Source organism: Cupriavidus sp. WGlv3 (assembly GCF_023952475.1).
Taxonomy (GTDB): domain Bacteria; phylum Pseudomonadota; class Gammaproteobacteria; order Burkholderiales; family Burkholderiaceae; genus Cupriavidus; species Cupriavidus phytorum.
In genome coordinates, this window is the sequence record NZ_JALHRX010000023.1 from 51,272 (window position 1) to 75,551 (window position 24,280).

Genomic DNA, 24,280 nt, shown 5'->3' on the forward strand with positions numbered 1-24,280 from the left:
CAACCGTCACGGCTTGCGCGGGGGCAGCGGAATGCGCTCGGTCTCGCCCGGCACGTGCGGGAACTGGTCGTCCTCCCAGCGCTGGGCCGCGGCCTCGATCGCCACCTTGCTGCTGGCGACGAAGTTCCAGTAGATAAAGCGGTGCCCGTCGGTCGGGTCGCCGCCGAGCAGCATCACCCGCGACGGCGCCGTGGCCGTCAGCGTCGCCGGCTGGCCCGGCGTGAGCACCACCATGTGCTCCGCCGGCAGCGGCTCGCCGTCGAGCGAGACCGCCCCGTCGACCGGATAGATGCCGCGCTCGGCGTGGTCGGCGGGAATCTCCACGCTGGCCCCTGCGTCCAGTTCGATCGCGACGTACAGGGTACGGCTGAAGACCTTGACCGGCGAGGTCTGGCCGAACCCATCGCCGGCAATCACCACCATGCGCAGGCCGGGCCGCTCGATGCGCGGCAGGGTCGCGGCGGGATGGTGGAAGAACGACGGCTCGGCGCCCTCATGCTGCTGCGGCAGCGCCACCCAGGTCTGGATGCCATGCAGGCGTGCGCCCTCTGGGCGAACATGCTCGGGTGAACGCTCCGAGTGCACGATGCCGTGACCGGCGGTCATCCAGTTGACGTCGCCGGGGCGGATCGCCTGGTCGCTGCCCAGGCTGTCGCGATGGATGATCTCGCCCTCGAAGAGATAGGTGACCGTGGCCAGGCCGATATGGGGATGCGGACGCACATCGGCGCCCTGGCCCGGCGGCAGCTGCACCGGCCCCATATGGTCGAAGAAAATAAACGGCCCGACGGTCTGGGTTGCCGCGGCCGGCAGCAGCCGGCGCACGGTGAAATCGCCCAGGTCGCGCACATGCGGCTTAAGCAAGTGTTCGATAGCAGACATAACTCCTCCGATCGATAAGAGAGGCTCGCAAGCATGCCAGTGCGCCGCCCGCCGGTCGAGTGTAGCCGGTGCTGGAACAGTGCATTGCAGCGCCGGGCAGAACCCCTTTGCCCCGCTGGGCTCTAACTACCAGTGCGCGATGGCAGCGGTATCGTTGCCGTCTCTTTATCATCCTCCTGCCTATCCAAACAGGCAAAGCGATACCCGGGAACTATCGTGGTCATCGGAACTCCAATTAGCACTCACCCGGCCAGAGTGCTAAGATGTGTTGCAGTGCCGCCGATCCCCCAAGGGCCGCGGCGCACCGGCAACCGAACCGCCGGACGCGAAAGGAGCCATTGAGTGAACGCAGTCTTGTCTGCCGACCAAACCCTGACGAACAACCGTCTGCCGACGGTGCCCCGGAACACGGGCAGCTTTGCGCTGACCTTTCCGGCGACCGTGGGCAACCTCGACAGCTATATCCAGGCTGTCCACCGGATTCCGCTGCTGACCGCAGAGGAAGAGCAACGCCTTGCGCGCGAACTGCGCGACCACGATTCCGTCGACGCAGCGCGCCGCCTGGTGATGTCGCACCTGCGGCTGGTGGTGTCGATCGCCCGCCAGTACCTCGGCTACGGCCTGCCCCACGCCGACCTGATCCAGGAGGGCAATATCGGCCTGATGAAGGCGGTGAAGCGTTTTGACCCGGACCAGGGCGTGCGCCTGGTGTCGTACGCGATGCACTGGATCAAGGCGGAAATCCATGAATACGTGCTGAAGAACTGGCGCATGGTCAAGGTGGCCACCACCAAGGCCCAGCGCAAGCTGTTCTTCAACCTGCGCAGCCACAAGCAGGGCGGCCACACCTTCACGCCGGAACAGGTCGAGGCCGTCGCGCGCGAGCTGAACGTCAAGCCGGAAGAAGTGATGGAGATGGAAACCCGCCTGTCGGGCGGCGACCTGGCGCTCGAAGGGCAGGTCGACGACGGCGAAGAGGAATTCGCCCCCATCGCCTACCTGGCCGACAACCACAACGAGCCGACCCGCGTGATGGAAGCCAAGCGCCACGACCGCATGCAGGTCGAGGGGCTGGAAGAAGCGCTGGGCAAGCTCGACGAACGCAGCCGCCGCATCATCGAGGCGCGCTGGCTCAACGTCGAGGACGACGGCTCGGGCGGCGCCACGCTGCATGAGCTGGCCGACGAGTTCGGCGTGTCGGCCGAGCGCATCCGCCAGATCGAGGCGGCGGCGATGAAGAAGATGAAGGGCGCGCTGCAGGCCTTTGCCTGATCCCACCGCAACCATGCAAAAGGCCGGTCCATGGACCGGCCTTTTTTTGTTGCGCGCAGCGTTGGTGCGACGTTATGCCGCACCCTTGGACCCCGCTTGCGTCAGGACAACAGCTGTTTCAGGTCGTGGGCGATGGGTTCCGGACCCTGGCCGTGGCGAATGAACAGCCGCAGCTTGCCCTGCGGGTCGAACACATAGCTGCCGGCCGAGTGGTCCACGGTGTAGTTGTTGGGTGAGCTGCCCGGCACCTTGGCGTAGAACACCTTGAAGTCCTTGGCCAGCTTCTGCAGCGCGGCCTCGTCGGCCGGGCGCAGCCCCACGAAGCGCGAATCGAAGGCGGGCACGTACTGCGCCAGCAGCGCCTGCGTATCGCGTTCCGGGTCGACCGTGACGAACAGCACCTGCACGCGGTCCGCATCCGGCCCCAGCTGCTCCACGACCGCCTTCAGTTCGGCCATGGTGGTGGGGCAGACGTCCGGGCAGTGGGTGTAGCCGAAGAACATCACCACCGCCTTGCCCTTGTAGTCGGCCAGGGTGCGCACCTTGCCGGTGTGGTCGGTCAGCGAGAAGTCCTTGCCGAAGTCGGCGGCGCCGGTGATATCGACATTGCGGAACGACGCCTTCTGCTGTCCGCAGGCGGCAACGGCCAGGGCCAGCGCGGCCAGCAGGGAAAAGCGGCGGAAGGCGGCGAACAGGCCGGAAGCGGAGCTGAGGCGTGGCATGCGGGGGACGGGTCAGGGATGAGAAGGAAACAGCATGCAGTATCGCCGATCATGCTGCCGGGCTCGCGCCGGCGCGGCAAGATGCCGCAGCCGGGGCCGGGGCATGCCCCGGCGCAGGTCAGACCTGCGGCACGAACTTGAAGTAGTGGTCGATCAGCAGCGCGGCAAACAGCAGCGACAGGTACAGGATCGAGAAGCGGAAGGTGCGCTGCGCCAGTTCGTCCGAATAGTTGCGGTACAGCTTCCAGGCATAGGCCAGGAAGCCCGCGCCCAGCGCCAGCGCGGCGGCCAGGTAGATGTAGCCGCTCATGCCGTAGACGAAGGGCAGCAGCGTCGCCGCGATCATCACCAGCGTGTACAGCAGGATATGCAGCAGCGTGTAGCGCTCGCCGTGCGTGACCGGCAGCATCGGCAGCCCGGACTTGGCGTAATCGGCGCGGCGGTACAGCGCCAGCGCCCAGAAGTGCGGCGGGGTCCAGGTGAAGATGATCAGCACCAGGAACCACGCCTCGGCCGGCACCTCGCCCGCGACCGCGGCCCAGCCGAGCGCTGGCGGCATCGCGCCGGACAGGCCGCCGATGACGATGTTCTGCGGCGTGGCCGGCTTGAGCAGGATGGTGTAGACCACCGCGTAGCCCAGGAAGGTGGCAAAGGTCAGCCACATGGTCAGGTCGTTGGCGTAGACGTGCAGCAGCCACATGCCCGCGCCGCCCAGGATGGCGGAGAACACCAGCGTCTGGCGCGTGGTGATCTCGCCGGTGGCGGACGGGCGCCAGGCGGTGCGGCGCATCAGCGCATCGATCTTCTGCTCGACCAGGCAATTGATGGCGAAGGCCGCGCCGGCCAGCAGCCAGATGCCGGCGGCGCCGCCGATCAGCACTGGCCACGGCACCATGCCGGGGGTGGCGAGGAACATGCCGATGATGGCGCAGAACACGGCCAGCTGCGTCACGCGCGGCTTGGTCAGGGCGGCATATTGCCGGGCCAGGTGCCGCATGCGGCTCAACTTGCCCAGGGAATGGGGATGGGTAGCGGTAACCACGGAAGGAGTCTTGTCTTTCATGTGGCGCGGGCGGCGTTCGGCACGGCAGCGGGGGCGCCGGCGGCCCGGGTCGTCAGCCCGATATTGTAGTGGAGACGGACCAACAGCAGCAGCAGCACCGCGGCGCCGCCGTTATGCGCGACCGCCGCTACCAGCGGCCAGTCGAACACGATATTGGACAGCCCGGTGGCCAGTTGCAACACCAGCGTCGCCAGCAGCCAGCCGGCGGCGCGGCCGAGCCCTTCGAGCCGGCGCGCGCGCAGGCCGAACCATGCCAGGTAGCCCAGCACGATCACGGCAAAGCCGCGATGGACCCAGTGGATCGCCACCAGCGCCGCATGCGGGATGTAGTCGCCGTCCGCCGTCATGCCTAACTGGCGCCACAGCGTGAAGCCATGGCGGAAGTCCATCTCGGGTACCAGCTGGCCGTTGCACAGCGGGAAGTCGGTGCAGGCCAGCACCGCGTAGTTGGTGCTGACCCAGCCGCCCAGGAAGATCTGGATCACCAGCAGCAGCAGGCCGATGCGCACCGGCCAGCGCAGCCGCGCCGCCTGCGGCGCGACCGGGTGCGGCGGGTCGTTGCGCGAGCCCAGCTGGATCAGCACGGCCAGCAGCGCCATGCCCAGCATCAGGTGCGTGACGACGATGATCGGCTGCAGCTTCAGCGTCACGGTGAAGGCACCGAAGGCGCCCTGCACGCACACCAGCAGCAGCACGCCGGTGGCGAACCACGGCGACTGCTTCAGCTCGCGCCGCTTGACCCACGCCAGCACCATCAGCGTGATGATCAGCACGCCGACGGCCATGGCGAAGTAGCGGTGGATCATCTCGATCCAGGCCTTGGCCAGCGTCACCGGCCCGCTGGGCATCGCGGTCTCGGCCGCGCGGATCGGCTCCAGCGCGGCATGCGGGTTGGAATGCCCGTAGCAGCCGGGCCAGTCGGGGCAGCCCAGCCCGGAGTCGGTCAGCCGCGTGAAGCTGCCGAACATGATCAGGTCCAGCGTCAGGAACGCCGTGATCCAGGCAAGCTTGCGGTACTTGTTGCGGTCGCCCTTCACCATCACGTAGGACAGCGGGAACAGCGCGATCAGGACGCCGATGATGGCCAGTTGCAGCAGCATGCCGTCCCCTCAACCGATGCGCGAGACCTTGAGCAGCTTCTTCAGGTCGCCGCTCATCTTCTTCGGGTCAGGGTCCTGCGGGAAACGCATCATCAGGTTGCCCAGCGGGTCGACCAGGAACAGCGTGTCCTCGGCGCGCTTGCCCGGCTCGGCCGGCAGCCACTGCTGCGCGGCCTGGCGGTCGATGCGCAGGAAGCGCACGCCGGCGTAGGGCTCGTTGTAGGCGGCAACCAGGCGTTCGTCGATCTTGCCCTCGTCGGTCACCAGCCACACCGGCACGATGCGCAGGCGGTCCTGGCCCTGCCCGGCGCGGATCTGGCGGATGGTGAACAGCTTCTTGGCGCAGGCCTCGCCGCAGGCCGACGGATCGGCGCTGACCAGCAGCCACTTGCCGCGGAACTGCTCCAGCGGCACGGCCTGGCCCTGCTCGTCGGTGACGCGCACCGGCGGCATCGGCCGCTGCGGGTCGACCAGCGCGCCGTAGTTGGTGGCGCCGCCACGCGGCTTGATCACGTAGTAGGTGAAGTAGGAGGCGATCACCGGCGACGCGCACACCAGCAGCAGCATCAGCATCTGCAGGCGGCCACGGCGCGTGCGCGCGTCGATGCGGGGGTCGCGCGGCGAGGCCGCGGCGGCCGGAGCGGAGTCTTGCTGTGCCATGGAGTACGTCTGTCCTTTGTCTTCGGCAAGCCCATGCACCGGTACGCGGCGCCTGGGCGGTCAATTCATTCGATCAGGGTGCGGCCAGCCGGCGCGCGCGGCGCCAGCCCAGCACGACCACCAGCACCAGCGTCAGCGCGGCCAGCCCGAACCACTGGAAGGCATAGCCATAGTGGCGCTCGGCGCCGGCGTCGGCTGGCAACCAGTCACGTGCCAGGCCGTCGCCGCTATCGTTGCGTTGCTCGATCACCAGCGGGTGCAGGGCCAGCCCGGTTTCGGCGGCATACGGCGCGATCTCGAGGTTCTGGCGAATCCTGCTGCCGGCGGCCTCCTGGCCCAGGCTATAGACCCGCGGCACGCCGGCCAGTGCCGTGCCGGTGATGGTCACCTCGCCCGCGGGCGTCGGAAACGGCGCGATCCGGGTGCGGTCCCGGGCATCGCGCGGCAGCCAGCCGCGCAGCACCAGCACTGCACGTATGGCGCCGGCCTCGCCCGGCGCCGCGCCGATCACCAGCGGCGTCACCACCAGGAAGCCCGCGCGGCTGTCGCCGCTGCGGCCGCCGGTGCCGTGGGGGCGATTATCCAGCAATATGGTGCGCGATGCGTCGAAGCGCCCGGTCACGCGCACCGCGCGGTCGGTCACAACTTGTGACAGCGGCGCCGTGCCCAGCACCACCGGCGGCTGCGCCGACAGCGCCTGCAGCCGCGCGGCGCGCGCTTCCTTCTCATGCGCGCGATTAAGCTGCCAGTTGCCCAGCGCACAGGTCACCGCGATCACGACCAGTGCGGCCGCCAACGGCAATGGGCTGGCGAAGCGGCGCCAGCTCATCGGCCCTGCGGCACTGTGCAGCGCGTGCCGGTGCGATAATGGCCCTGTGCGCCGCACGTCGCGCCGCGCCTGCCCCCAACCCGCCCCGCCATGCGCTTTGTCATCATCATCGCCTTCATCCTGATCATCGCCAGCCTGGCCTCGGCCTTGTTCTTCATGATGCGCGACCGCGGCAAGACGCCCAACATGATGCGCTCGCTGATGCTGCGCGTGGGCTTCTCGGTGGCGCTGTTCCTGTTCATCCTGTTCTCGAGCTGGATGGGCTGGATCCACAGCACCGGCATCCGCATGGCGCCCTGAACCGGCGCGCCGCGCCGGCTCCAACCGGGGCCCGCAAAAGACAAACGCCGCAGGCTGGCCAGGCCCCTGCGGCGTTTCTCTTTTGCGTTGGCGCCGGCGGTCCCGCTCGGTCGCGGGGCCCGCCGGCCGGTACGGCAGCCGGTTACAGCCAGTACACCACGATGTAGAGGAACAGCCACACCACGTCAACGAAGTGCCAGTACCAGGCCGCGCCTTCGAAGGCGAAGTGGTGCTCCGGGGTAAAGTGCCCCTTCAGCACGCGGATCAGCACCACCGCCAGCATGATCGCGCCCATGGTCACGTGGAAACCGTGGAAGCCGGTCAGCAGGAAGAAGGTCGAGCCGTAGATGCCCGAGCTCAGCTTCAGGTTCAGGTCCGCGTAGGCGTGCATGTACTCGTACACCTGGAAGCCCATGAAGATCGCCCCCAGCAGGATGGTCAGCGCCAGGCCCTGGATCAGCTGGCTGCGCTTGCCGGCCAGCAGCGCGTGGTGCGCCCAGGTCAGCGTCACGCCCGACATCAGCAGCAGCGCGGTGTTGATGGTCGGGATCGGCCACGGACCCATGGTCTGGAAGTTTTCCACCACGCCGGCCGGGCCGGTGTTGGGCCATACCGCGGCGAAGTCGGGCCACAGGATCTTGTTGTTCAGGTCGCCCAGCCACGGCATGGCGATGGCGCGGGCATAGAACAGCGCGCCGAAGAACGCGGCGAAGAACATCACCTCGGAGAAGATGAACCAGCCCATCGACCAGCGGAACGACAGGTCGATGTTCTTGCCGTACATGCCGCCTTCGGACTCGCTGATGGCGTCGCCAAACCAGCTCTTGAGCACGAACAGGAACCACAGCAGGCCGAAGCCGCACAGGTACGGCGCCCAGGGCTGCCCGTTTACCCAACCGGCGGCGCCGGCACCCGTCATCAGCAGGCCGAAGCTCGCGGTGATGGGGTGGCGCGACGGGCCCGGTACGAAGTAGTACGGAGCGTTTGCGCGATTCGCACTCATTCTTTTATCTCCAGCTCAGAGTCTTTGATTCAGTATTCGTTGTCCCCGCCTTGGCACTGCAGGCCGCCCGCCTCCTCTGGACCGGCCCCGCCGCTGCGGTTGCTTTGTTCTGCGACTGCTTTTGTTGTCTTCCCTTCCTGCCCTGCTACGCCGCCGCCTGGCTCACCACCATGCGCACGATCACCACCAGGATCGCGATGAACACTGCCGCCGCGATCAGCCCGGCGATCACCACATGCACCGGGTTCAGCCGCGCCATGTCGCGTTCGTGCTCGGCGCCCTTGCGCAGGCCGATGAACGACCACAGCACCGCGCGCATGGTCTGCGCAAACGACATCTTGCGCTTGACCGCGTCCTTCATCTCATCCATCGCCCGTCCTCCGCCTGACCGGCCGCTTGCCAGCCGCTCACCAGCCGCTCGCTTCAGATGCCCTTGCCGGCCGGCGCGGGCTGCGGCGCCAGCTGGCCTTCGGGCGCCTGCGCCACCGGCGTGCCCACCTCGAAGAAGGTGTACGACAGCGTAATGCTCTTCACATCCTTGGGCAGCGCGGGATCGATCACGAACACCACCGGCATCTCGCGCGCCTCGTTCGCCTTGAGCGTCTGCTGCTTGAAGCAGAAGCACTCCAGCTTCATGAAATACTGGGTCGCCTGCTTGGGCGCGTAGCTCGGGATGGCCTGCGCCGAGATATCGCGCGGCTGCCCGTTGGCCACCTCGTAGACGATCGTTGCCATCTCGCCGGGATGCACTTCCATGCTGTTCTTCACCGGCCGGAAGGCGAAGGGCCCGCGCGCGTTGGAGTCGAACTCCACCGTGATGGTGCGGCTCTTGTCGATCTGCGTGTTCTTGACCGCGCCGTGCAGCTCGCGCGTGGTGATCACGTTGATGCCGGTGATCTCGCAGATCTTCTTGTACAGCGGCACCAGCGCGTAGCCGAAGCCGAACATCACGGCAACGATCACGACCAGCCGCAGCATCATGCCGCGGTTGAACCGCTTGTCCGCTTCCTTGTTCGCTTCCCTGCCCGACTGCTGCTCGATGCTCATCTCGCTACCCTGCCGCCTCAGCCAAGGAACTTCATCTTGGCAAAGAACCCCAGAAAGAAAACCACCACGATCGACAACAGGATCAGGCCAAGGCGCCGGTTGGCGGCCTTGTGGTCCGGGCGTGACGGGCTTTTGTCTGGAGACTGCATAACGGTCTTGATACCTGCCGGCGCGAAAGGGGCGGACGCTGCCGCCCCTTTCGCGGCCTGGTTACGCGGGTGCCGCGTTAGCGGACCTGCGGCGGAACTTCAAAGGTGTGGAACGGCGCCGGCGACGGCACGGTCCACTCCAGGCCCTCGGCGCCATCCCAGGGCTTGTCCGAGGCTTGCTGGCCGCCGCGGTACGACGGCAGCACCACGAAGAAGAAGAAATACACCTGCATCAGGCCGAAGCCGAGCGCACCGATCGACGCGATCGCGTTGAAGTCGGCGAACTGGGTCGGGTAGTCGGCATAGCGGCGCGGCATGCCCGCCAGGCCCAGGAAGTGCATCGGGAAGAAGGTCACGTTGAAGAAGATCAGCGAACCCCAGAAGTGGATCTGGCCGCGAGCCTCGTTGTACATGAACCCGCTCCACTTCGGACCCCAGTAGTAGAAGCCCGCGAACAGCGCGAACAGCGAGCCGGCCACCAACACATAGTGGAAGTGCGCCACGATGAAGTAGGTGTCCTGCAGCTGGATGTCGATCGGGGCCACGGCCGGCATCAGGCCGGTGAAGCCGCCGATGGTGAACACGAAGATAAAGCCGATCGCGAACAGCATCGGGGTCTCGAAGGTCATCGAGCCGCGCCACATGGTGGCGATCCAGTTGAAGATCTTCACCGCGGTCGGCACCGCGATCAGCATGGTCGCGTACATGAAGAACAGCTGGCCGGTCACCGGCATGCCGGTCGTGAACATGTGGTGGGCCCACACGATGAACGACAGGATGGCGATCGAGGCGGTGGCGTACACCATCGAGCTGTAGCCGAACAGGCGCTTGCGCGCGAACGCCGGCACCACGTGCGAGATGATCCCGAACGCCGGCAGGATCATGATGTAGACCTCGGGGTGGCCGAAGAACCAGAAGATATGCTGGTACATCACCGGGTCGCCGCCGCCGGCGGCCGAGAAGAAGCTGGTGCCGAAGTGGCGGTCGGTCAGCACCATGGTGATGGCGCCGGCCAGCACCGGCATCACGGCGATCAGCAGGTAGGCGGTGATCAGCCAGGTCCAGCAGAACATCGGCATCTTCATCAGCGTCATGCCGGGGGCGCGCATGTTGAGGATGGTCACGATGATGTTGATCGAGCCCATGATCGACGACGCGCCCATGATGTGCATGGCGAAAATGGCCATGTCCATGCCCGGGCCCATCTGCACCGACAGCGGCGCGTACAGGGTCCAGCCCGCGGCGGTGGCGCCGCCCGGCACGAAGAACGAACCGGCCAGCAGCAGCGCGGCAGGCGGCATCAGCCAGAAGCTGAAGTTGTTCATGCGCGCGAACGCCATGTCGGAGGCGCCGATCTGCAGCGGGATCATCCAGTTGGCGAAGCCGACGAAGGCCGGCATGATCGCGCCGAACACCATCACCAGGCCGTGCATGGTGGTGAACTGGTTGAACAGCTCGGGGCGGAAGAACTGCAGGCCCGGCTCGAACAGCTCCAGGCGGATCAGCAGTGCCAGCACGCCGCCCGACAGCAGCATGATGAACGAGAACAGCAGGTACAGCGTACCGATGTCCTTGTGGTTGGTGGCGAACAGCCAGCGGCGCCAGCCATGCGGGTGATCGTGCGCGTGGTCGTCATGCGCGTGATCGTGCGGATGGGCGAGTGCGTCCGGGGTAGCAGTACTCATCGCAAATGCTCCTCTAATCCTGTTCTGTCTTCAGCGGGTCAGCCCGCGACGCGGTTGCCCGCGAGGCTGGCCTGCTTGTCAGCCTGAGCGGCCGGCTTGGCTTCGGCCTTCGGCGCTTCGCCGCCGGCCGCGCCGCCGCCTTCGGGGAACTTGCCCGCGCGGGCGCCCACGAATTCGCTCGGCTGGATCACTTCACCCGTCTTGTTGCTCCAGGCGTTGCGCGTATAGGTCATGACCGTGGCCAGCTCGGTGTCCGACAGCTGCTTCCACGACGGCATGCCACCCTTGCCTTCCAGCAGCATGTGCATCTGGCCGGCCTTCGGGCCGTTCACGATCTTGGAGCCGTCCAGCGCCGGGAACGCGCCGCCGCCCTTGCCGTTGGGCTGGTGGCAGACCGCGCAGTTGGCGGCGTAGATCTTCTCGCCGCGCACCTTGGCTTCGTCCAGGGTCCAGGTCTTGTTGGGATCGTCGGCCTTGGCCGCCAGCTCCTTTTTCTTGCCGTCGACCCACTTGGTGTAGTCTGCGTCGGAGACCACGCGCACCACGATCGGCATGAAGGCGTGTTCCTTGCCGCACAGCTCGGCGCACTGGCCGCGGTACACGCCGATCTTCTCGGCCTTGAACCAGGTGTCGCGCACGAAGCCCGGGATCGCATCCTGCTTGACGCCGAAGGCGGGGATCATCCAGGCGTGGATCACGTCGTTGGCGGTGGTGACGATGCGGATCTTCTTGTTGACCGGCACCACTAGCTCGTTGTCCACCTCCATCAGGTAGGTGTTCGACTTGGCCTGCTCGTTGTTGATCTGCTCGCGCGGGGTGGTCAGGGTCGACACGAAGGAGATGCCCTCGCCTTCGCCCTTCAGGTAGTCATAGCCCCACTTCCACTGGTAGCCGGTGGCCTTGATGGTGACGTCGGAGTTGGTGGTGTCCTTCATCGCGACCACGGTCTTGGTGGCCGGCAGCGCCATCGCGATCACGATCAGGAACGGGACGATGGTCCACACCACCTCGACGGTGATGCTCTCGTGGAAGGAGGCGGGCTTGGCGCCCTTGGCCTTGCGGTGCGTGAAGATGGAATAAAACATCACGGCGAACACCGCGATGAAGATCACTGTGCAGATGATCAGCATCATCCAGTTCAGCCAGTGAATCTGTTCGGCGATCTTGGTAACCGGCTCGGTCAGGTTGAGCTGGCGCACGGCGGGGCCGCCCGGCATGTCGCTGACCGCGGACGCCGCCTGGCTGGCAAGCAGGGACGCGCCGGCCAGACAAACTGCGGATGCCTTCTTCCACATTTTCATTTGTTATCTACCCAATTTACAGATTCAAATCTGTCCCCGCCGCCGCTTCCGCCGCCTCTCAGAGGCGGCGCAAGGCAGCTGCGAGCTCCTGCGCGAACTTGCGTCGCCGGTACGGGTCCACGTAACACCCCACCTGTACCGCGCACCTGCCCGAGCGCAGCGTCACCAGCGCACGGAACGATTCACCCAGTTCGATCCGCACCCAGCACGGATTGAATTCCTGGCGCGTCACCCGTCCGGCGCTGGCTGTCTCCACGACCAGCGTACCGTCGGTGATGCTGACGCGCTCATAGTCCGTCGCATGGCGCGCATACACAAGCAGGGCGATGCCCAGCCCGATCAGCTCGATGCTGGCAAACGGCAGCACGAGCCACGACCCTTGCCAGGCGAAAAACAACGCGATGGCAAGCGAAACCGTGAGGATCGAGAGGTAAAACCAGCCGACCTGGCGTGGACTCAGCGAGCAGTTCCGCTTCATCAGCCAGTCGTGGGGCGAGGAGGAAGGTCCGTCGAGATTTCCGCCGGAGTCACCACCTGCCGTCTGGAATGCGATACCCAAGTCTTGCATCGCCAACCACTCTGCATCGGATGCACACCCGGGACGATGGCGTCCGGACCGCACAGTGCGTGCAAACCAGGACGTTCTTGTGCCAGGGGACCACTGCGACAAACTGGCGCATTATAGGGCGCTTCCCATACACGGACAAGGGCGCGACTTGACCGCAAGGCTTGCGCGCCGCCTGATTCTGTGCATGGACCGAAATGCTGCCATCGCCCTGCCCGCCGCGCCGGCTCTATGTTTGCGGCAATCCGCCACCGGCGCAAGTTAACTCAGTTTTAACCTGCGCGACGCGGTTTTGCACGGCTGATCTGATCCAGCGGCACCACCGCGCGGCCTTCGCCATCGCGCGCCTGAGCGCCGCGCGGCGCCAGCTTCCAGGCATGGCCGTAGACGATCTCGAAGCTCAGCGGGATCACCCCGTCGGCGTTGCGCCGCCGCTCCAGCGCCTGCGTCAGCGCTTGGTACCAGCCGCGGCCGCGCAGGCCCTGCGGCGGTGCCCCCGCAGGCACGCGCAGGCCGCCGAAGGCCTGCACCTCGCGCAGCAGCGCGGCGGGCGACTCGTAGGTCACGGTCAGGGTCTCCATGTCCATCACGGGAGTCGACCAGCCGCTGTGCACCAGCATGTCGCCGATGTCGTGCATGTCGACAAAGCGCAACGTATGGGGCGCGTCGTCGACCTCGGCGAAGGCCGCGCGCAGTTCCTTCAGGGTGTCCGGACCGAACAGCGAGAACAGCACCAGCGCTTCGTCGCGCGCCACCCGGTGCCACTCCGGGAACACGCGGTGCGGCTCCGGATGCCAGTGCAGGGCCAGGTTGGACCACAGCAGGTCGAAGCTCGCGGGCGCAAAAGGCAGTGTGGCAAGATCGCCCTGGACCAGGTCGAACAGCGGCCGCTTGCCCAGCATGCGGCCGATCCAGCCGGGCCGGCGCTGCGGATCGCGCTGGCCGGCCTCGGCCAGCATCGCGCCGGAGATGTCCAGGCCCGCGATCTGCGCATCTGGAAAGCGCGCGCGCAGCCCGGCCAGGCCTTGGCCGTGGCCGCAGCCGATATCGAGCGCACGCTGCGGCGCCAGGCGGATCACCTCCATGCGCTCCTGCATGCGGCGGCCGATCTCGCCCAGCAGGAAATCGAGCTGGCCGAAGCCGCGGCTGCGCCGGTCGAAGGCGAGCCGGGTCAGGCGCGCGGGCGGCAGGAAGGCATCGGGAGAATCGGCGGCATGCAGGGACACAGGCAGACAGGGCAGCAAGGAAAACAGGAACCGGCGCGCGGGCAGGCTCTGCCCCAGGCGCCGGACGAACAAGGCCGCCGCGCCCGATGGGCCGCGACCGGACGGCAAGTATACGCGCGCGCCGCGCAAGCTGCCGGCGCTGCCGGCCGCGCCTGGTCCAGTGCGTGCGAACAGTTGTTGCCCAGCGCCTGCGCGCTGTGCGGGGCGGTGCAGCGGCAGGTGGTGTGCGCGCCCTGCGCCGCCGACCTGCTGCGCCCGGTGCGGCGCTGCCCGGTGTGCGCGTTGGCGCTGGGCCGGCATTTCCACTGCCCGGCCTGCGGCGCCTCGCCCCGGGCCTTCGACCACGCCCATGCGCTGGGCGACTACGCCTCGCCGCAGGACCAGCTGGTGCTGGCGCTCAAGTTCGGCCACGCCCTGCCGCTGGCGGCGTGGCTCGCCTCCAGGCTGGCCGAGGGCCTGCCCACGGCCTGGGCCGCAGCCAGGCATGCCGCGCCGGAGCTGATCGTCCCCGTGCCGCTGTCGCCGCAACGGCTGGCCGCGCGCGGCTTCAACCAGGCGTGGGAAATCGCGCGGCCGCTGGCGCGCCGCCTGGGCCTGCGCGCCGACCCGGTGCTGCTGCAACGCCAGCGCGACACCGGCAGCCAGCGCGCGCTGGACCTGGCCGCGCGCCAGGTCAACCTGCGCGGCGCCTTTGCCCCCACTCGCGCCACGCGCCTGGACGGCCTGCACGTGGCGCTGGTGGACGATGTCATGACTTCCGGCGCAACCCTGCACGAGGCCGCCGCCGTGCTCAAGGCACAGGGCGCAGCCCGGGTCAGCGTGATCGTCGCGCTGCGCACGCCTTAGCGGGCGGGATGACAGGGGCAAAGGCGCGCGGTAAGCTGCGCACCGTTCTGACGAAGGGCGCGCGAGCGCCCGCCATCGCCCCGCATCATGTTCAATGTCGTCCTGGTCGAACCGGAAATCCCGCCCAATACCGGCAATGTGATCCGCCTGTGTGCCAACACCGGCGCGCAGCTGCACCTGGTCAAACCGCTGGGATTTCCGCTGGAGGACGCACGCATGCGCCGCGCTGGGCTGGACTATCACGAGTACGCCACCATGCGCGTGCACGACAGCTGGGATGCGCTGATGGCCAGCGAACAACCGGATCCGGCGCGCATGTTCGCCCTGACCACGCGCGGCTCCACACCATTCGGACAAGTGGCGTTCCGGCCGGGCGACTGGTTCGTGTTCGGCTCCGAGACGCGCGGACTGTCGCCCGAGCGCCGCGAGTGGTTCCCGCCCGCGCAGCGCATCCGGCTGCCGATGCGGCCGGACAACCGCAGCCTGAACCTGTCCAACACGGTTGCCGTGGTGGTGTTCGAGGCCTGGCGGCAGAACGGCTTCGCGGGCGGCAGCTGAAGCTGCCGCGGCGGCTTACTCAGGCTGCACGCCGGCGGCGCGGATCACCTTGTCCCAACGCGCCTTCTCGCTCGCCATGGTCTGCCGCAGCGATGCCGGCGCGGTGCCGGCCGGCACGAAATACTGCGCGCGCATCTTGTCGCGCACGTCGGCGCTACCGATGATCGCCACCAGTTCGCGATAGAGCCGGTCGATCACCGCCTGCGGCGTGCCCGCTGGCGCCAGCACGGCCTGCCACGAAATCGCCTCGAAGCCGGGATAGCCGGACTCCGCCACCGTAGGCACCGATGGCAGCACCGCGGTGCGCCCCGTGGTGGTCACAGCCAGCATGCGCAGCTTGCCGGCATTGACCTGCGGCATCGCGATCGCGGGCACCATGAAGGCCGCCTGCACCTGACCGCCGACCATCGCCGTGGTGACCTGCGGAAAGCCGGGATACGGCACGTGCTGCAGCTCGACGCCCGCCATCGCCTTCAGCTGCTCCATCGCCAGGTGCGAGGCGCTGCCGTTGCCGGGCGAGCCATAGTTCAGCTCACCCGCCCGGGACCGCGCCAGCGCGACGAACTCGCGCAGGTTGTGCACCGGCAGCCGCGCATCCACCACCAGCACGTTGGGCGAGGTCGCCACCAGCGTGACCGGGGCCAGCTGGCGGAACGGGTCATAGTTGAGGTTGCGCGACAGCGTGGGCGCGGTCACCAGCGGGCCGTTGATGGTGAACAGCAGCGTGTAGCCGTCCGGCGCGGCGCGCGCCACCATGCCGGTGCCGATGTTGCCGCCGGCGCCCGGGCGGTTTTCCACCACCACCGGCTGGCCCAGCGCCGTGGCCAGCTTTTCGGTCAGGATGCGCGCGATCAGGTCGGGCGACGAGCCCGGCGGGAACGGCACCACCATGCGCAGCGGCCGCGCCGGCCAGGGTTGGGCGAAAGCGCTGCCGGAGGCCCCGGCGGCGCAGGCGGCAGCGAGCGCGATCAGCGCCTGGCGTCGTGTTGACATGCGATGCAGAAGCTCAGGAATCAGTGGATACGCGGCCTGTCATTCGTCGCGCGCGTCGCGTTGCAGCAGCTGCGCTACTGCGTCGGCGGCGCTGAGGCCGTCGAACAGCACCGCGCAGACGGCGCGCGCGATCGGCATTTCGATGCCGTGCGTGGCGGCCAGCTCGGCCACCGCCTGGGCACAGCGCACGCCTTCGGCAACGTGTCCCAGGCCGGCCAGGATCTGCTCCAGGCTCTGCCCCGCCGCCAGCTGCTGGCCGACCTTGCGGTTGCGCGACAGGTCGCCGGTAGCGGTCAGGATCAGGTCGCCGACGCCGGCCAGGCCCATGAAGGTCTCGACCCGGCCGCCCAGCGCCAGGCCCAGTCGCGTCATCTCGGCCAGCCCGCGCGTCACCAGCGCGGCGCGCGCGTTCAGGCCCAGCCCCAGCCCGTCGCTGGCGCCGGTGGCGATCGCCAGCACGTTCTTGACCGCCCCGCCGACTTCCACGCCGGTCAGGTCGTCGCTGCCATAGATGCGCATGGCGTGATGGTGGAAGGCAGCTTGCGCGCGGTCCGCCAGCGAGGGCTCGGTGCCGGCCACGGTCAGCGCGCACGGCAGCCCCAGCGCCACCTCGCGGGCAAAGCTGGGGCCGGTCAGCACGCCATAGGCAAAGCCCTCGGTGCGCCCGGCGGCGTCGAGTTCGGCCCGCACCATCTGGTGCGGCAGCAGGTGGGTGCCGGCCTCGAAGCCCTTGCACAGCCACAGCATCGACACCGGCTGCGCGCTGCGCGCCGCCAGCCGGCGCGTCATCTCGCGCAGGCCCGCCACCGGCGTCGCCACCACCACGATGCCGTCCGCATCGTCGGCGGCGTGCGCGACCGCCTGCTCGAAATCCGCCTGCACCGCCAGCCGTTCGGACAGTGTCACGCCGGGCAGGTAGGCCGCGTTCTCGCGCGTGGCCGCGAGCGCCGCGAGCTGCGCCGGGTCGCGTCCCCACAACACCACGTCATTGGTGGCCGCGGCATGGCTGGCGAGGGCGGTGCCCCACGCCCCGGCACCGAGGAAGGTCAGTTTCATGGCAGCTCGAACAGTAGTTGGCGCAAGCGCTTTGGCCGCTTGCGCCAACGATGGTAGCCCAAAGGCAAAACGGGGCCGCAGCCCCGTTTCAGTGGATGGCGCAGGACGCCGGGATCAGTGGCGAGCCTGGCTGCCGTCGGGCATGACGATGCCGCTGTTGCCGCCTTCGGCACCCTGGGCTTCTTCCATCGCGGCCTGCAGGCGTTGCTCGTACAGCGCCTGGAAGTTGATTTCCGACAGGTGGATGGCCTGGAAGCCGGCGCGCGTGATCACGTCGGCGATATTGCCGCGCAGGTACGGATAGAGGATGGTGGGGCAGGCAATGCCCAGCAGCGGATCGAGCTGCTCGACCGGCACGTTGCGGATATCGAAGATACCGGCCTGGTGCGCCTCGACCAGGAAGGCAACCTTGTCCTGCACCTTGGTCGTCACGGTGCCGGTCACCACCACTTCGAAGATGCCTTCCTGCAGCTGCGAAGCGCCGACATTGACCTGCACTTCCACCGACGGGGCTTCCGATTCCAGGAAGATGCCGGGCGAGTTGGGCTGCTCCAGCGACATGTCCTTCAGGTAGACACGCTGGATGTTGAAGAAAGGTTGATCGTCCTGCTGGGTGTTTTGCTGGTCGCTCATGAAAGGCTTCCGGGAGGATGGGCTGGATGCGTGTCAGGCACGGCGGCGACAGCGCCTGCATCGTGCAGGGCCGGCCGTTGCCCGGTTGGAAAACGCATATGGTACATGACGCGAGTGGCGAATTCACCCGCGCCGGAGGGGATGCCGGCACCACCCCGCGCGAAATCAGACGATTCTGCGCAGGGGCCGTCCCAATGCGCCCGCTCAGGCGGCCAGCAGCGGCACCAGGCCGCCCTGGCGGTCGAGCGCCGAGAGGTCGTCGAAGCCGCCCACGTGGGTGTCGTCGATGTAGATCTGCGGCACGGTGCGGCGGCCGGTGCGGGTCATCATCTCTTCACGCTTGCCCGGTTCGCGGTCGATCAGGATTTTCTCGATCGTTTCCACGCCGCGGGACTTGAGCAGGCGTTCAGCCATGACGCAATACGGGCACACCACGGTGCTGTACATGACGACGCGGGCCATGTGGGTTCTCCTTGAATGCAATGGGCGCGCCCTGGCCTGGCCGGGACACGCCGTGACGGTTACGACGGGTTGCCCCGCTTACTTCACCAGCGGCAGGCCCGCCTGCTGCCAGGCGGCAATGCCGCCCTCGAGCGCGTAGATCTCACTGTAACCGGCTTCCTTCAGCGCTGCCTGGGCCTTGCCCGAGCGCTGGCCGGTCTGGCATACCACGATGATGGGGGCAGCCTTGTCCTTTGCAAGCCCGGCCGCGCGCGACGCCAGATCGGCCAGCGGCGCGCTCTTGGCCTGCGGCAGGTGGCCCTTGGCGTACTCCGCGGGCTCGCGGATGTCGACCACGACGGCGCCGCGCTTGTTGATCAGTTGGGTCGCGGTGGCCGTATTGACCGACTTGCCGCCCGCGCTGCGCGAGATCGCGGGCCAGGCCAGCAGGCCGCCCGACACCACGGCGAGGGCGATCAGGGCGAGGTTGTTGTAGTCGGCGAAGAAATTCACGTTGGCTTTCCGGTAGGTTGGGTCGGCGGCATTATAAAATACGCGGTTTGGCGTCCAGGCCCTGCCGCTGCACGGCCATCCGCCATTGTCGCCTGTCCGAGACATGGGATGCTTACCGAATCCCGTCCTGGCCTCATTTCACGGCCCTCCAGGTGACGGCGCGGACGCATGCAGGTTACCTACTCTCTGGAAGCAGCAGCATGTACAAGCTCGTCCTCATCCGCCACGGCGAATCCACGTGGAATCTCGAAAACCGCTTTACCGGCTGGGTCGACGTCGACCTGACCGAAACCGGCGCCGACCAGGCACGCCAGGCCGGCAAGCTGCTCAAGGAAGCCGGCCTTGGCTTCGACGTGGCCTACACCTCGGTGCTCAAGCGCGCCATCCGCACCCTGTGGCACGTGCAGGATGAAATGGACCTGATGTGGATTCCGGTGCGCAACGAATGGCGCCTGAACGAGCGCCACTACGGCGCGCTGGCTGGCCTGAACAAGGCCGAGACCGCTGCCAAGTTCGGCGACGAACAAGTGCTGGTATGGCGCCGCAGCTACGACACGCCGCCGCCGGCGCTGGAGCCGACCGATCCCCGCGCCTCGTACGACGATCCGCGCTACGCCAATGTGCCGCGCAACGAAATCCCGCTGACCGAGTGCCTGAAGGACACCGTGGCCCGCGTAATGCCGTTGTGGAACGAATCCATCGCCCCCGACATCCAATCCGGCAAGCGCGTGGTCATTGCCGCCCATGGCAACAGCATCCGCGCGCTGGTGAAATACCTGGACCAGATTTCGGATGACGACATCGTCGGACTCAATATTCCCAACGGCACCCCCCTCGTTTATGAGCTGGACGCCGACCTGCGCCCCCTGCGCCACTACTACCTGGGTGACCAGGAAGCCATCGCCGCCTCGCTCGCGGCCGTGGCCAGCCAGGGCAAGGCACGCTGAAGCGCGCCCGGGCGGCCACGCAGGGATGTGCGGCCGCCCACCCTGAGCCGGGACGGGACAGGCCCATTTCTCCACTCGCACTTATACTGTCGGACAAACCGCCCGGCGCCGGGCGGCCGCAGCCGGCATAATCCCCCTACCGTACACCCGTACTTCGCGTACAAGTTCAGGCAGCCCTCATGCGCAAGACGCTCAAGAACATCAGCCTAGTTTCTGTCGGCCTCGTCGCCGGCGTGCTCGCCACGCTGCAGATTTCGGCGACCGCGCAGAATTCATCGGGGCCCCTGCCGCTGGACCAGTTGCGGCTGATGGCCGATATCTTCGGGCAGATCAAGCGCGAGTACGTGGAGCCGGTCGATGACAAGAAGCTGCTGACCGAAGCCATCAAGGGCATGGTCGCCAGCCTCGACCCGCATTCGTCCTACCTCGACGAAAAGGATTTCAAGGAACTGCAGGAAGGCACGCGCGGGCGCTTTGCCGGCCTGGGCATCGAGATCTCGCAGGAAGAAGGGCTGGTCAAGGTGATCAACCCGATCGAGGACACGCCCGCCTTCCGCGCCGGCATCCAGCCCGGCGACCTGATCACCCGTATCGACGACAAGCCCGTGCGCGGCCTGCCGCTGGAGCAGGCGGTCAAGCGCATGCGCGGCGAGCCCGGCACCAAGGTCACGCTGACGATCTACCGCAAGAGCGAGGAACGCACCTTCCCGGTCTCGATCACGCGCGCCGAAATCCGCGTGCAGTCGGTCAAGGCCAAGATGCTGGACAACAATATCGGCTGGATCCGCCTGACCAGCTTCCAGGAACGCACCATTTCCGACTTGTCGCGCAAGCTGTCCGAGCTGGCGCAGAAGAACCCCAACATGAAGGGCCTGGTGCTGGACCTGCGCAACAACGGCGGCGGCGTGCTGCAGGGCGCGGTCGGCGTGGCCGCGGCATTCCTGCCGGAAGACGCCACGGTGGTGTCGACCAACGGCCAGGTGCCCGATGCCAAGCGCGTGTACAAGGCAACGTACAACAACTACCGCCTGTCGTCGCTGGAAGATGATCCGCTCAAGGACCTGCCCGCGCTGTACAAGAAGATCCCGATGGTGGTGCTGACCAACGCCTACTCCGCCTCGGCCTCCGAGATCGTGGCCGGCGCGCTGCAGGACCACCACCGCGCCCAGATCATGGGCAAGACCACCTTTGGCAAGGGCTCGGTGCAGACCGTGCGCCCGCTCACCAACGACACCGGCATCAAGCTCACCATCGCGTACTACTACACGCCGAGCGGCAAGTCGATCCAGGCCAAGGGCATCCGCCCCGATATCCCGGTCGACCAGAACCCCGAAGGCGACCCGGACGACGCGCTGATCACGCGCGAGATCGACACCGAGCGCCATCTGCACAACAAGCAGGAATCGGAAGAACCGGAAATGACCGAGCGCGAGCAGCGCCGCGTCGAGGAACTGCGCCGCCTGGAAGAAGAGAACGCCAAGAAGACCCCGGAAGAGCGCGAAAAAGAGCGCCGCAAGAAGCCGGTGGAATTCGGCTCGGCCGACGACTTCATGCTGCAGCAGGCGATCGCCCAGCTCAACGGCCAGCCGGTCAAGCGCTCGAAGTCGAAGCTCGAGACCAACCCGCCGGCCGATAACGGCAAGGCCGCCAAGCCCACGGGCAAGAGCGGCGCCAAGGGCGTCAGCGCACCGGCCGCCAAGCCGGCGGCACCGGCCCCCGGCAAGCAGCCGCCCGCCAGCGCGCCGATCGGCGAGCCGCTGGGCACGCCGACCGGCAAGGCACCGTAAATTCCACAGGCCTTTCAGTGAGGCTGCCGGCATGAGCGACGCGACCCACACAGGCCCGCAGGACGACACGTCCGACGGCCTCGACGACGAACAACTGCTGCGCTATTCGCGCCACATCCTGCTCGACGAGCTGGGCATCGAAGGCCAGCGGCGCCTGCTGGCCGGCCACGCCGTGGTGATCGGTGCCGGCGGCCTCGGCGCCGCCGCCCTGCCATTCCTGGCCTCGGCCGGCGTCGGCCGCATCACCGTGGTCGACAACGACGAGGTCGACCTGACCAACCTGCAGCGCCAGATCATCCACACCACCGCCAACGTGGGCCGGCCCAAGGTCGACTCCGCCCGCGAAGGCATGCTGCGCATCAACCCCGGCCTGGACATCGTCACGGTGCCGGCGCGCGTGGGCGATGCCGAACTGGACCAGCTGGTGGCGTCGGCCAGCGTGGTGCTCGACTGCTGCGACAACTTCGCCACGCGCCAGGCCGTCAACCGCGCCTGCGTGCGCCACAAGGTGCCGCTGGTCTCCGGCGCCGCGCTGCGCTTCGACGGCCAGATCAGCGTATTCGACCGCCGCCAGCCCGACGCGCCCTGCTACGCCTGCCTGTTCCCGCCGGCCGAGCCCGCGCCGGAAGTCGCGTGCGCCACCATGGGCGTGTTCGCGCCGCTGGTCGGCATGGTCGGCACCGTGCAGGCAGCCGAGGCCCTCAAGCTGCTTGCCGACGTGGGCGACAGCCTCGCCGGCCGGCTGCTGATGGTCAATGCGCTGTCGATGGAATGGACCACCATGCGGCTGGCGCGCACGCCGGATTGCCCGGTGTGCGGCGGGCACTGAGCCCGGCAATCCATCACTGAACGATGCGGCCGGCGCTGACAGGCGCCAGCATGGCCGCGACCCATCTTTCGCTTCTTCCTATCCCCTGCCCGCACGGCCATCGCGCATTCGGCTGGCGCGGCTGCTGCATACGCAGAATTTTCCGCTGCGCGGCATTAGCGCACGGCTCTAGAATACGTCTGATTATTTTTGACATATTTGCCACTTCTGCTGGCACGATGTGTTGACGTGATGCGGCGGCGCGTCCCAATAGGGCTCTGCCCACAGCGATGGACGCAGGGAGTTCGGAAAGCGAATGGATGCAACCACCCTTTATCAGCACCTCTTCAGTGCGGCCCATCGCTTGTTTGCACTCGGAGGCGACGGTGCGATCCGCGAACTGGCCGTCGAAGCCTGGATCGGCCGCGAAGCCATCTCGGCCCTGTTCGAATGGCGCATCGTTACGGTCAGCGCCAATGCCGAGATCGCGCTGGACAGATTGATGGGCCAGCGCGTCACGCTGCTGACTACGCTTGCCGCCGGTGGCCAGTCGCGCCGCACCGGCCTGATCCGGCAGGCCGAGAAGCTTGGTGCCGACGGCAGCCTCGCGCGTTACCGCCTGACCGTGGTGCCGTGGCTGTGGCTGACCACGCAGCAGCGTCACAGCCAGGTCTTTCAGAACCGCCGCCTCGACAGCATCATCGAAGCTGTTCTGCAGGACTATGCGCCGTATGCGCACTGGCGTTACGCCGCCGGAGCCGAAGCCCGCATCGCCGCGTTCGGCGACCGCGACCACATCGCGCAATTCCGCGAGACCGACTATCAGTTCCTGTCGCGCCTGCTGGCCGAGGCCGGTCTCGGATATACCGTGGTGGAAGACGACGAAGCGCCCTTCGGCCATGCCGTGGTGATCTTCGCCGACAGCACGCAATTGCCGGAAGATCCCGAATCCGCGGCAGGCGGCGGTATCCGCTATCACCGCGCGCATAGCCAGGAATCGGCTGACGCCATCCAGCAGTTGATCTGTGAGACGCGTGCCGCGGTCGGCGGTGTGGCGGTGAGCGCCTGGGACCCCGAAGCCAAGCGCGCCATCCGTGGTCATGCGCCGGCGCGCTACGGCGTATTTTCAGGCCGAGCCGTGAGCCCGGATCCCTATTTTTCAGTCAGCCTGTCGCTGGCGCCGGATACGGCCAGCGCGCAGCGCGTCGCCGAACAGGTGATGGAAGCCATCGAAGCCCGCGCGCTGGTGTTCACCGGCAGCGCATCGGTACGCACGCTGCGCAGCGGCACTCGCCTGGCCGTCACCGGCTGCCCACACCTGCCGCCCCAACCGGACGATACGGCGGGGTATCCGCTGCTGCTCGATGCGGTGGAGCATTGCGGCATCAACAATCTCGCTGTGGAAACGCGCGCCGCGGTTGCCGACCGAATCGGACCGCTGGAAGCGGCGTTGTGCTTCGACACGCCGCCGCCGGCTCCAGATGCCGTGGCGACCACCGCCGGCTTGATGAACAGCTTCTTCGACGACGACGCCGAGCGCCTGGTACCGACCGAATCCCTGCGGACGGCCGCACGGGAACACGGCTATGCAGCGCTCTTTCGAGCGTTCGATGCGCGTCGCCCATGGCGCGCCGCCGTGCTGGACGGTGATTGTCCGCGTCTCTATAGCCACTCTACCCCGCTTGGCGCCCACACGGCGATCGTGGTCGGCCCCGACGGGCAGACGCAGCCGGACGGCCATGCCGAACACCATGCCAGCCCGGCCGGACAGATTCGCGTGCGCTTTCCCTGGCAGCGCGGCGAGCGCGTTGACGACCGCAGCAGCCGCTGGATCCGCGTCGCGCAGCGCCAGGCCGGGACCGACATGGGCTGGCAATGGCTGCCACGCATCGGC

Annotated in this window: 27 protein-coding genes; 8 read left to right on the plus strand and 19 right to left on the minus strand. The window is 67.5% G+C overall.

What is annotated here, in order from left to right; all coding sequences use genetic code 11:
* Positions 1–6: 6 nt before the first annotated feature.
* Positions 7–882 (minus strand): pirin family protein, encoded by an 876-nt coding sequence (locus MKD38_RS26540; RefSeq protein ID WP_252681746.1) that lies wholly within the window; start codon positions 880–882, stop codon positions 7–9.
* Positions 883–1,224: 342 nt separating this feature from the next.
* Between MKD38_RS26540 and rpoH the strand changes: the two genes are divergently transcribed.
* On the plus strand, positions 1,225–2,154 hold the full coding sequence (gene rpoH, locus MKD38_RS26545) for an RNA polymerase sigma factor RpoH (protein WP_092307491.1): 930 nt from the start codon (positions 1,225–1,227) through the stop codon (positions 2,152–2,154).
* Between the two features lie 101 nt (positions 2,155–2,255).
* Here rpoH and MKD38_RS26550 read toward each other — a convergent pair whose 3' ends face one another.
* From MKD38_RS26550 to MKD38_RS26570, 5 genes are all read right to left on the minus strand, one after another.
* Complete coding sequence (locus MKD38_RS26550) at positions 2,256–2,876, minus strand: SCO family protein (RefSeq protein ID WP_252681748.1); 621 nt, start codon at positions 2,874–2,876, stop codon at positions 2,256–2,258.
* A gap of 118 nt (positions 2,877–2,994) precedes the next feature.
* Positions 2,995–3,939, minus strand: coding sequence for a heme o synthase (gene cyoE / locus MKD38_RS26555; protein WP_092307488.1), 945 nt, complete (start codon positions 3,937–3,939; stop codon positions 2,995–2,997).
* On the minus strand, positions 3,936–5,039 hold the full coding sequence (locus MKD38_RS26560) for a COX15/CtaA family protein (protein ID WP_252681750.1): 1,104 nt from the start codon (positions 5,037–5,039) through the stop codon (positions 3,936–3,938). The genes cyoE and MKD38_RS26560 overlap by 4 nt, the downstream gene beginning before the upstream one ends.
* A 9-nt stretch (positions 5,040–5,048) precedes the next feature.
* Entirely contained in the window at positions 5,049–5,699 is a 651-nt protein-coding gene (locus tag MKD38_RS26565) for an SCO family protein (protein WP_252681752.1), read from the minus strand.
* A gap of 73 nt (positions 5,700–5,772) precedes the next feature.
* Entirely contained in the window at positions 5,773–6,528 is a 756-nt protein-coding gene (locus MKD38_RS26570; RefSeq protein WP_252681755.1) for an SURF1 family protein, read from the minus strand.
* Positions 6,529–6,618: 90 nt separating this feature from the next.
* Between MKD38_RS26570 and MKD38_RS26575 the strand changes: the two genes are divergently transcribed.
* The gene (locus MKD38_RS26575) at positions 6,619–6,828 is read left to right on the plus strand and encodes a twin transmembrane helix small protein (protein ID WP_012351630.1); all 210 of its coding nucleotides are present in this window, start codon (positions 6,619–6,621) and stop codon (positions 6,826–6,828) included.
* 142 nt (positions 6,829–6,970) lie between these two features.
* Here MKD38_RS26575 and MKD38_RS26580 read toward each other — a convergent pair whose 3' ends face one another.
* The 8 genes from MKD38_RS26580 to MKD38_RS26615 all read right to left on the minus strand — a co-directional run bounded on the left by MKD38_RS26580 (position 6,971) and on the right by MKD38_RS26615 (position 13,804).
* Complete coding sequence (locus MKD38_RS26580) at positions 6,971–7,831, minus strand: cytochrome c oxidase subunit 3 (protein ID WP_252681757.1); 861 nt, start codon at positions 7,829–7,831, stop codon at positions 6,971–6,973.
* Positions 7,832–7,976: 145 nt separating this feature from the next.
* Positions 7,977–8,201 (minus strand): DUF2970 domain-containing protein, encoded by a 225-nt coding sequence (locus tag MKD38_RS26585; RefSeq protein WP_252681759.1) that lies wholly within the window; start codon positions 8,199–8,201, stop codon positions 7,977–7,979.
* A gap of 53 nt (positions 8,202–8,254) precedes the next feature.
* Entirely contained in the window at positions 8,255–8,878 is a 624-nt protein-coding gene (locus MKD38_RS26590) for a cytochrome c oxidase assembly protein (RefSeq protein WP_252681761.1), read from the minus strand.
* Between the two features lie 17 nt (positions 8,879–8,895).
* The gene (locus MKD38_RS26595) at positions 8,896–9,027 is read right to left on the minus strand and encodes a cytochrome oxidase small assembly protein (protein ID WP_217449847.1); all 132 of its coding nucleotides are present in this window, start codon (positions 9,025–9,027) and stop codon (positions 8,896–8,898) included.
* 77 nt (positions 9,028–9,104) lie between these two features.
* A complete protein-coding gene (gene ctaD, locus MKD38_RS26600; protein ID WP_018008672.1) occupies positions 9,105–10,712 on the minus strand; it encodes a cytochrome c oxidase subunit I in 1,608 nt (535 codons plus the stop codon).
* A gap of 38 nt (positions 10,713–10,750) precedes the next feature.
* Positions 10,751–12,013 (minus strand): cytochrome c oxidase subunit II, encoded by a 1,263-nt coding sequence (coxB, locus tag MKD38_RS26605; protein ID WP_252681763.1) that lies wholly within the window; start codon positions 12,011–12,013, stop codon positions 10,751–10,753.
* 58 nt (positions 12,014–12,071) lie between these two features.
* Positions 12,072–12,581, minus strand: coding sequence for a DUF2244 domain-containing protein (locus MKD38_RS26610; protein WP_252681791.1), 510 nt, complete (start codon positions 12,579–12,581; stop codon positions 12,072–12,074).
* A 269-nt stretch (positions 12,582–12,850) separates the two neighbouring features.
* On the minus strand, positions 12,851–13,804 hold the full coding sequence (locus MKD38_RS26615; protein WP_252681765.1) for a methyltransferase domain-containing protein: 954 nt from the start codon (positions 13,802–13,804) through the stop codon (positions 12,851–12,853).
* On the opposite strand from MKD38_RS26615, the gene MKD38_RS26620 reads away from it, so the two are divergent.
* Positions 13,793–14,650 carry a ComF family protein gene (locus MKD38_RS26620; RefSeq protein ID WP_252681767.1) on the plus strand — a complete coding sequence of 286 codons (858 nt, stop codon included), beginning with the start codon at positions 13,793–13,795 and terminating at the stop codon, positions 14,648–14,650. The two genes, MKD38_RS26615 and MKD38_RS26620, sit on opposite strands and share 12 nt — an antisense overlap.
* An 87-nt stretch (positions 14,651–14,737) precedes the next feature.
* A complete protein-coding gene (trmL, locus tag MKD38_RS26625) occupies positions 14,738–15,208 on the plus strand; it encodes a tRNA (uridine(34)/cytosine(34)/5-carboxymethylaminomethyluridine(34)-2'-O)-methyltransferase TrmL (protein ID WP_252681769.1) in 471 nt (156 codons plus the stop codon).
* A gap of 15 nt (positions 15,209–15,223) precedes the next feature.
* Here trmL and MKD38_RS26630 read toward each other — a convergent pair whose 3' ends face one another.
* The 5 genes from MKD38_RS26630 to MKD38_RS26650 all read right to left on the minus strand — a co-directional run bounded on the left by MKD38_RS26630 (position 15,224) and on the right by MKD38_RS26650 (position 18,844).
* Entirely contained in the window at positions 15,224–16,201 is a 978-nt protein-coding gene (locus MKD38_RS26630; protein ID WP_252681772.1) for a Bug family tripartite tricarboxylate transporter substrate binding protein, read from the minus strand.
* A gap of 39 nt (positions 16,202–16,240) precedes the next feature.
* Positions 16,241–17,257 carry an NAD(P)H-dependent glycerol-3-phosphate dehydrogenase gene (locus tag MKD38_RS26635; protein WP_252681774.1) on the minus strand — a complete coding sequence of 339 codons (1,017 nt, stop codon included), beginning with the start codon at positions 17,255–17,257 and terminating at the stop codon, positions 16,241–16,243.
* A gap of 114 nt (positions 17,258–17,371) precedes the next feature.
* Positions 17,372–17,890: a protein-export chaperone SecB gene (gene secB, locus MKD38_RS26640; RefSeq protein ID WP_010814828.1), complete on the minus strand. Its 519-nt coding sequence runs from the start codon at positions 17,888–17,890 to the stop codon at positions 17,372–17,374.
* A 204-nt stretch (positions 17,891–18,094) separates the two neighbouring features.
* Positions 18,095–18,352 carry a glutaredoxin 3 gene (gene grxC / locus MKD38_RS26645; protein ID WP_115705686.1) on the minus strand — a complete coding sequence of 86 codons (258 nt, stop codon included), beginning with the start codon at positions 18,350–18,352 and terminating at the stop codon, positions 18,095–18,097.
* Positions 18,353–18,430: 78 nt separating this feature from the next.
* Complete coding sequence (locus MKD38_RS26650; protein ID WP_012351614.1) at positions 18,431–18,844, minus strand: rhodanese-like domain-containing protein; 414 nt, start codon at positions 18,842–18,844, stop codon at positions 18,431–18,433.
* 200 nt (positions 18,845–19,044) lie between these two features.
* Here MKD38_RS26650 and gpmA point away from each other — a divergent pair, with 200 nt between their 5' ends.
* From gpmA to MKD38_RS26670, 4 genes are all read left to right on the plus strand, one after another.
* Positions 19,045–19,791 carry a 2,3-diphosphoglycerate-dependent phosphoglycerate mutase gene (gene gpmA, locus MKD38_RS26655; RefSeq protein ID WP_252681777.1) on the plus strand — a complete coding sequence of 249 codons (747 nt, stop codon included), beginning with the start codon at positions 19,045–19,047 and terminating at the stop codon, positions 19,789–19,791.
* A 179-nt stretch (positions 19,792–19,970) separates the two neighbouring features.
* Positions 19,971–21,578, plus strand: coding sequence for a S41 family peptidase (locus MKD38_RS26660; RefSeq protein WP_252681779.1), 1,608 nt, complete (start codon positions 19,971–19,973; stop codon positions 21,576–21,578).
* A 31-nt stretch (positions 21,579–21,609) separates the two neighbouring features.
* Complete coding sequence (locus MKD38_RS26665) at positions 21,610–22,407, plus strand: HesA/MoeB/ThiF family protein (protein ID WP_252681782.1); 798 nt, start codon at positions 21,610–21,612, stop codon at positions 22,405–22,407.
* A 295-nt stretch (positions 22,408–22,702) separates the two neighbouring features.
* Positions 22,703–24,280, plus strand: a 1,578-nt coding sequence (locus tag MKD38_RS26670) for a type VI secretion system Vgr family protein (RefSeq protein WP_252681785.1), incomplete at its 3' end; no start/stop codon positions are given.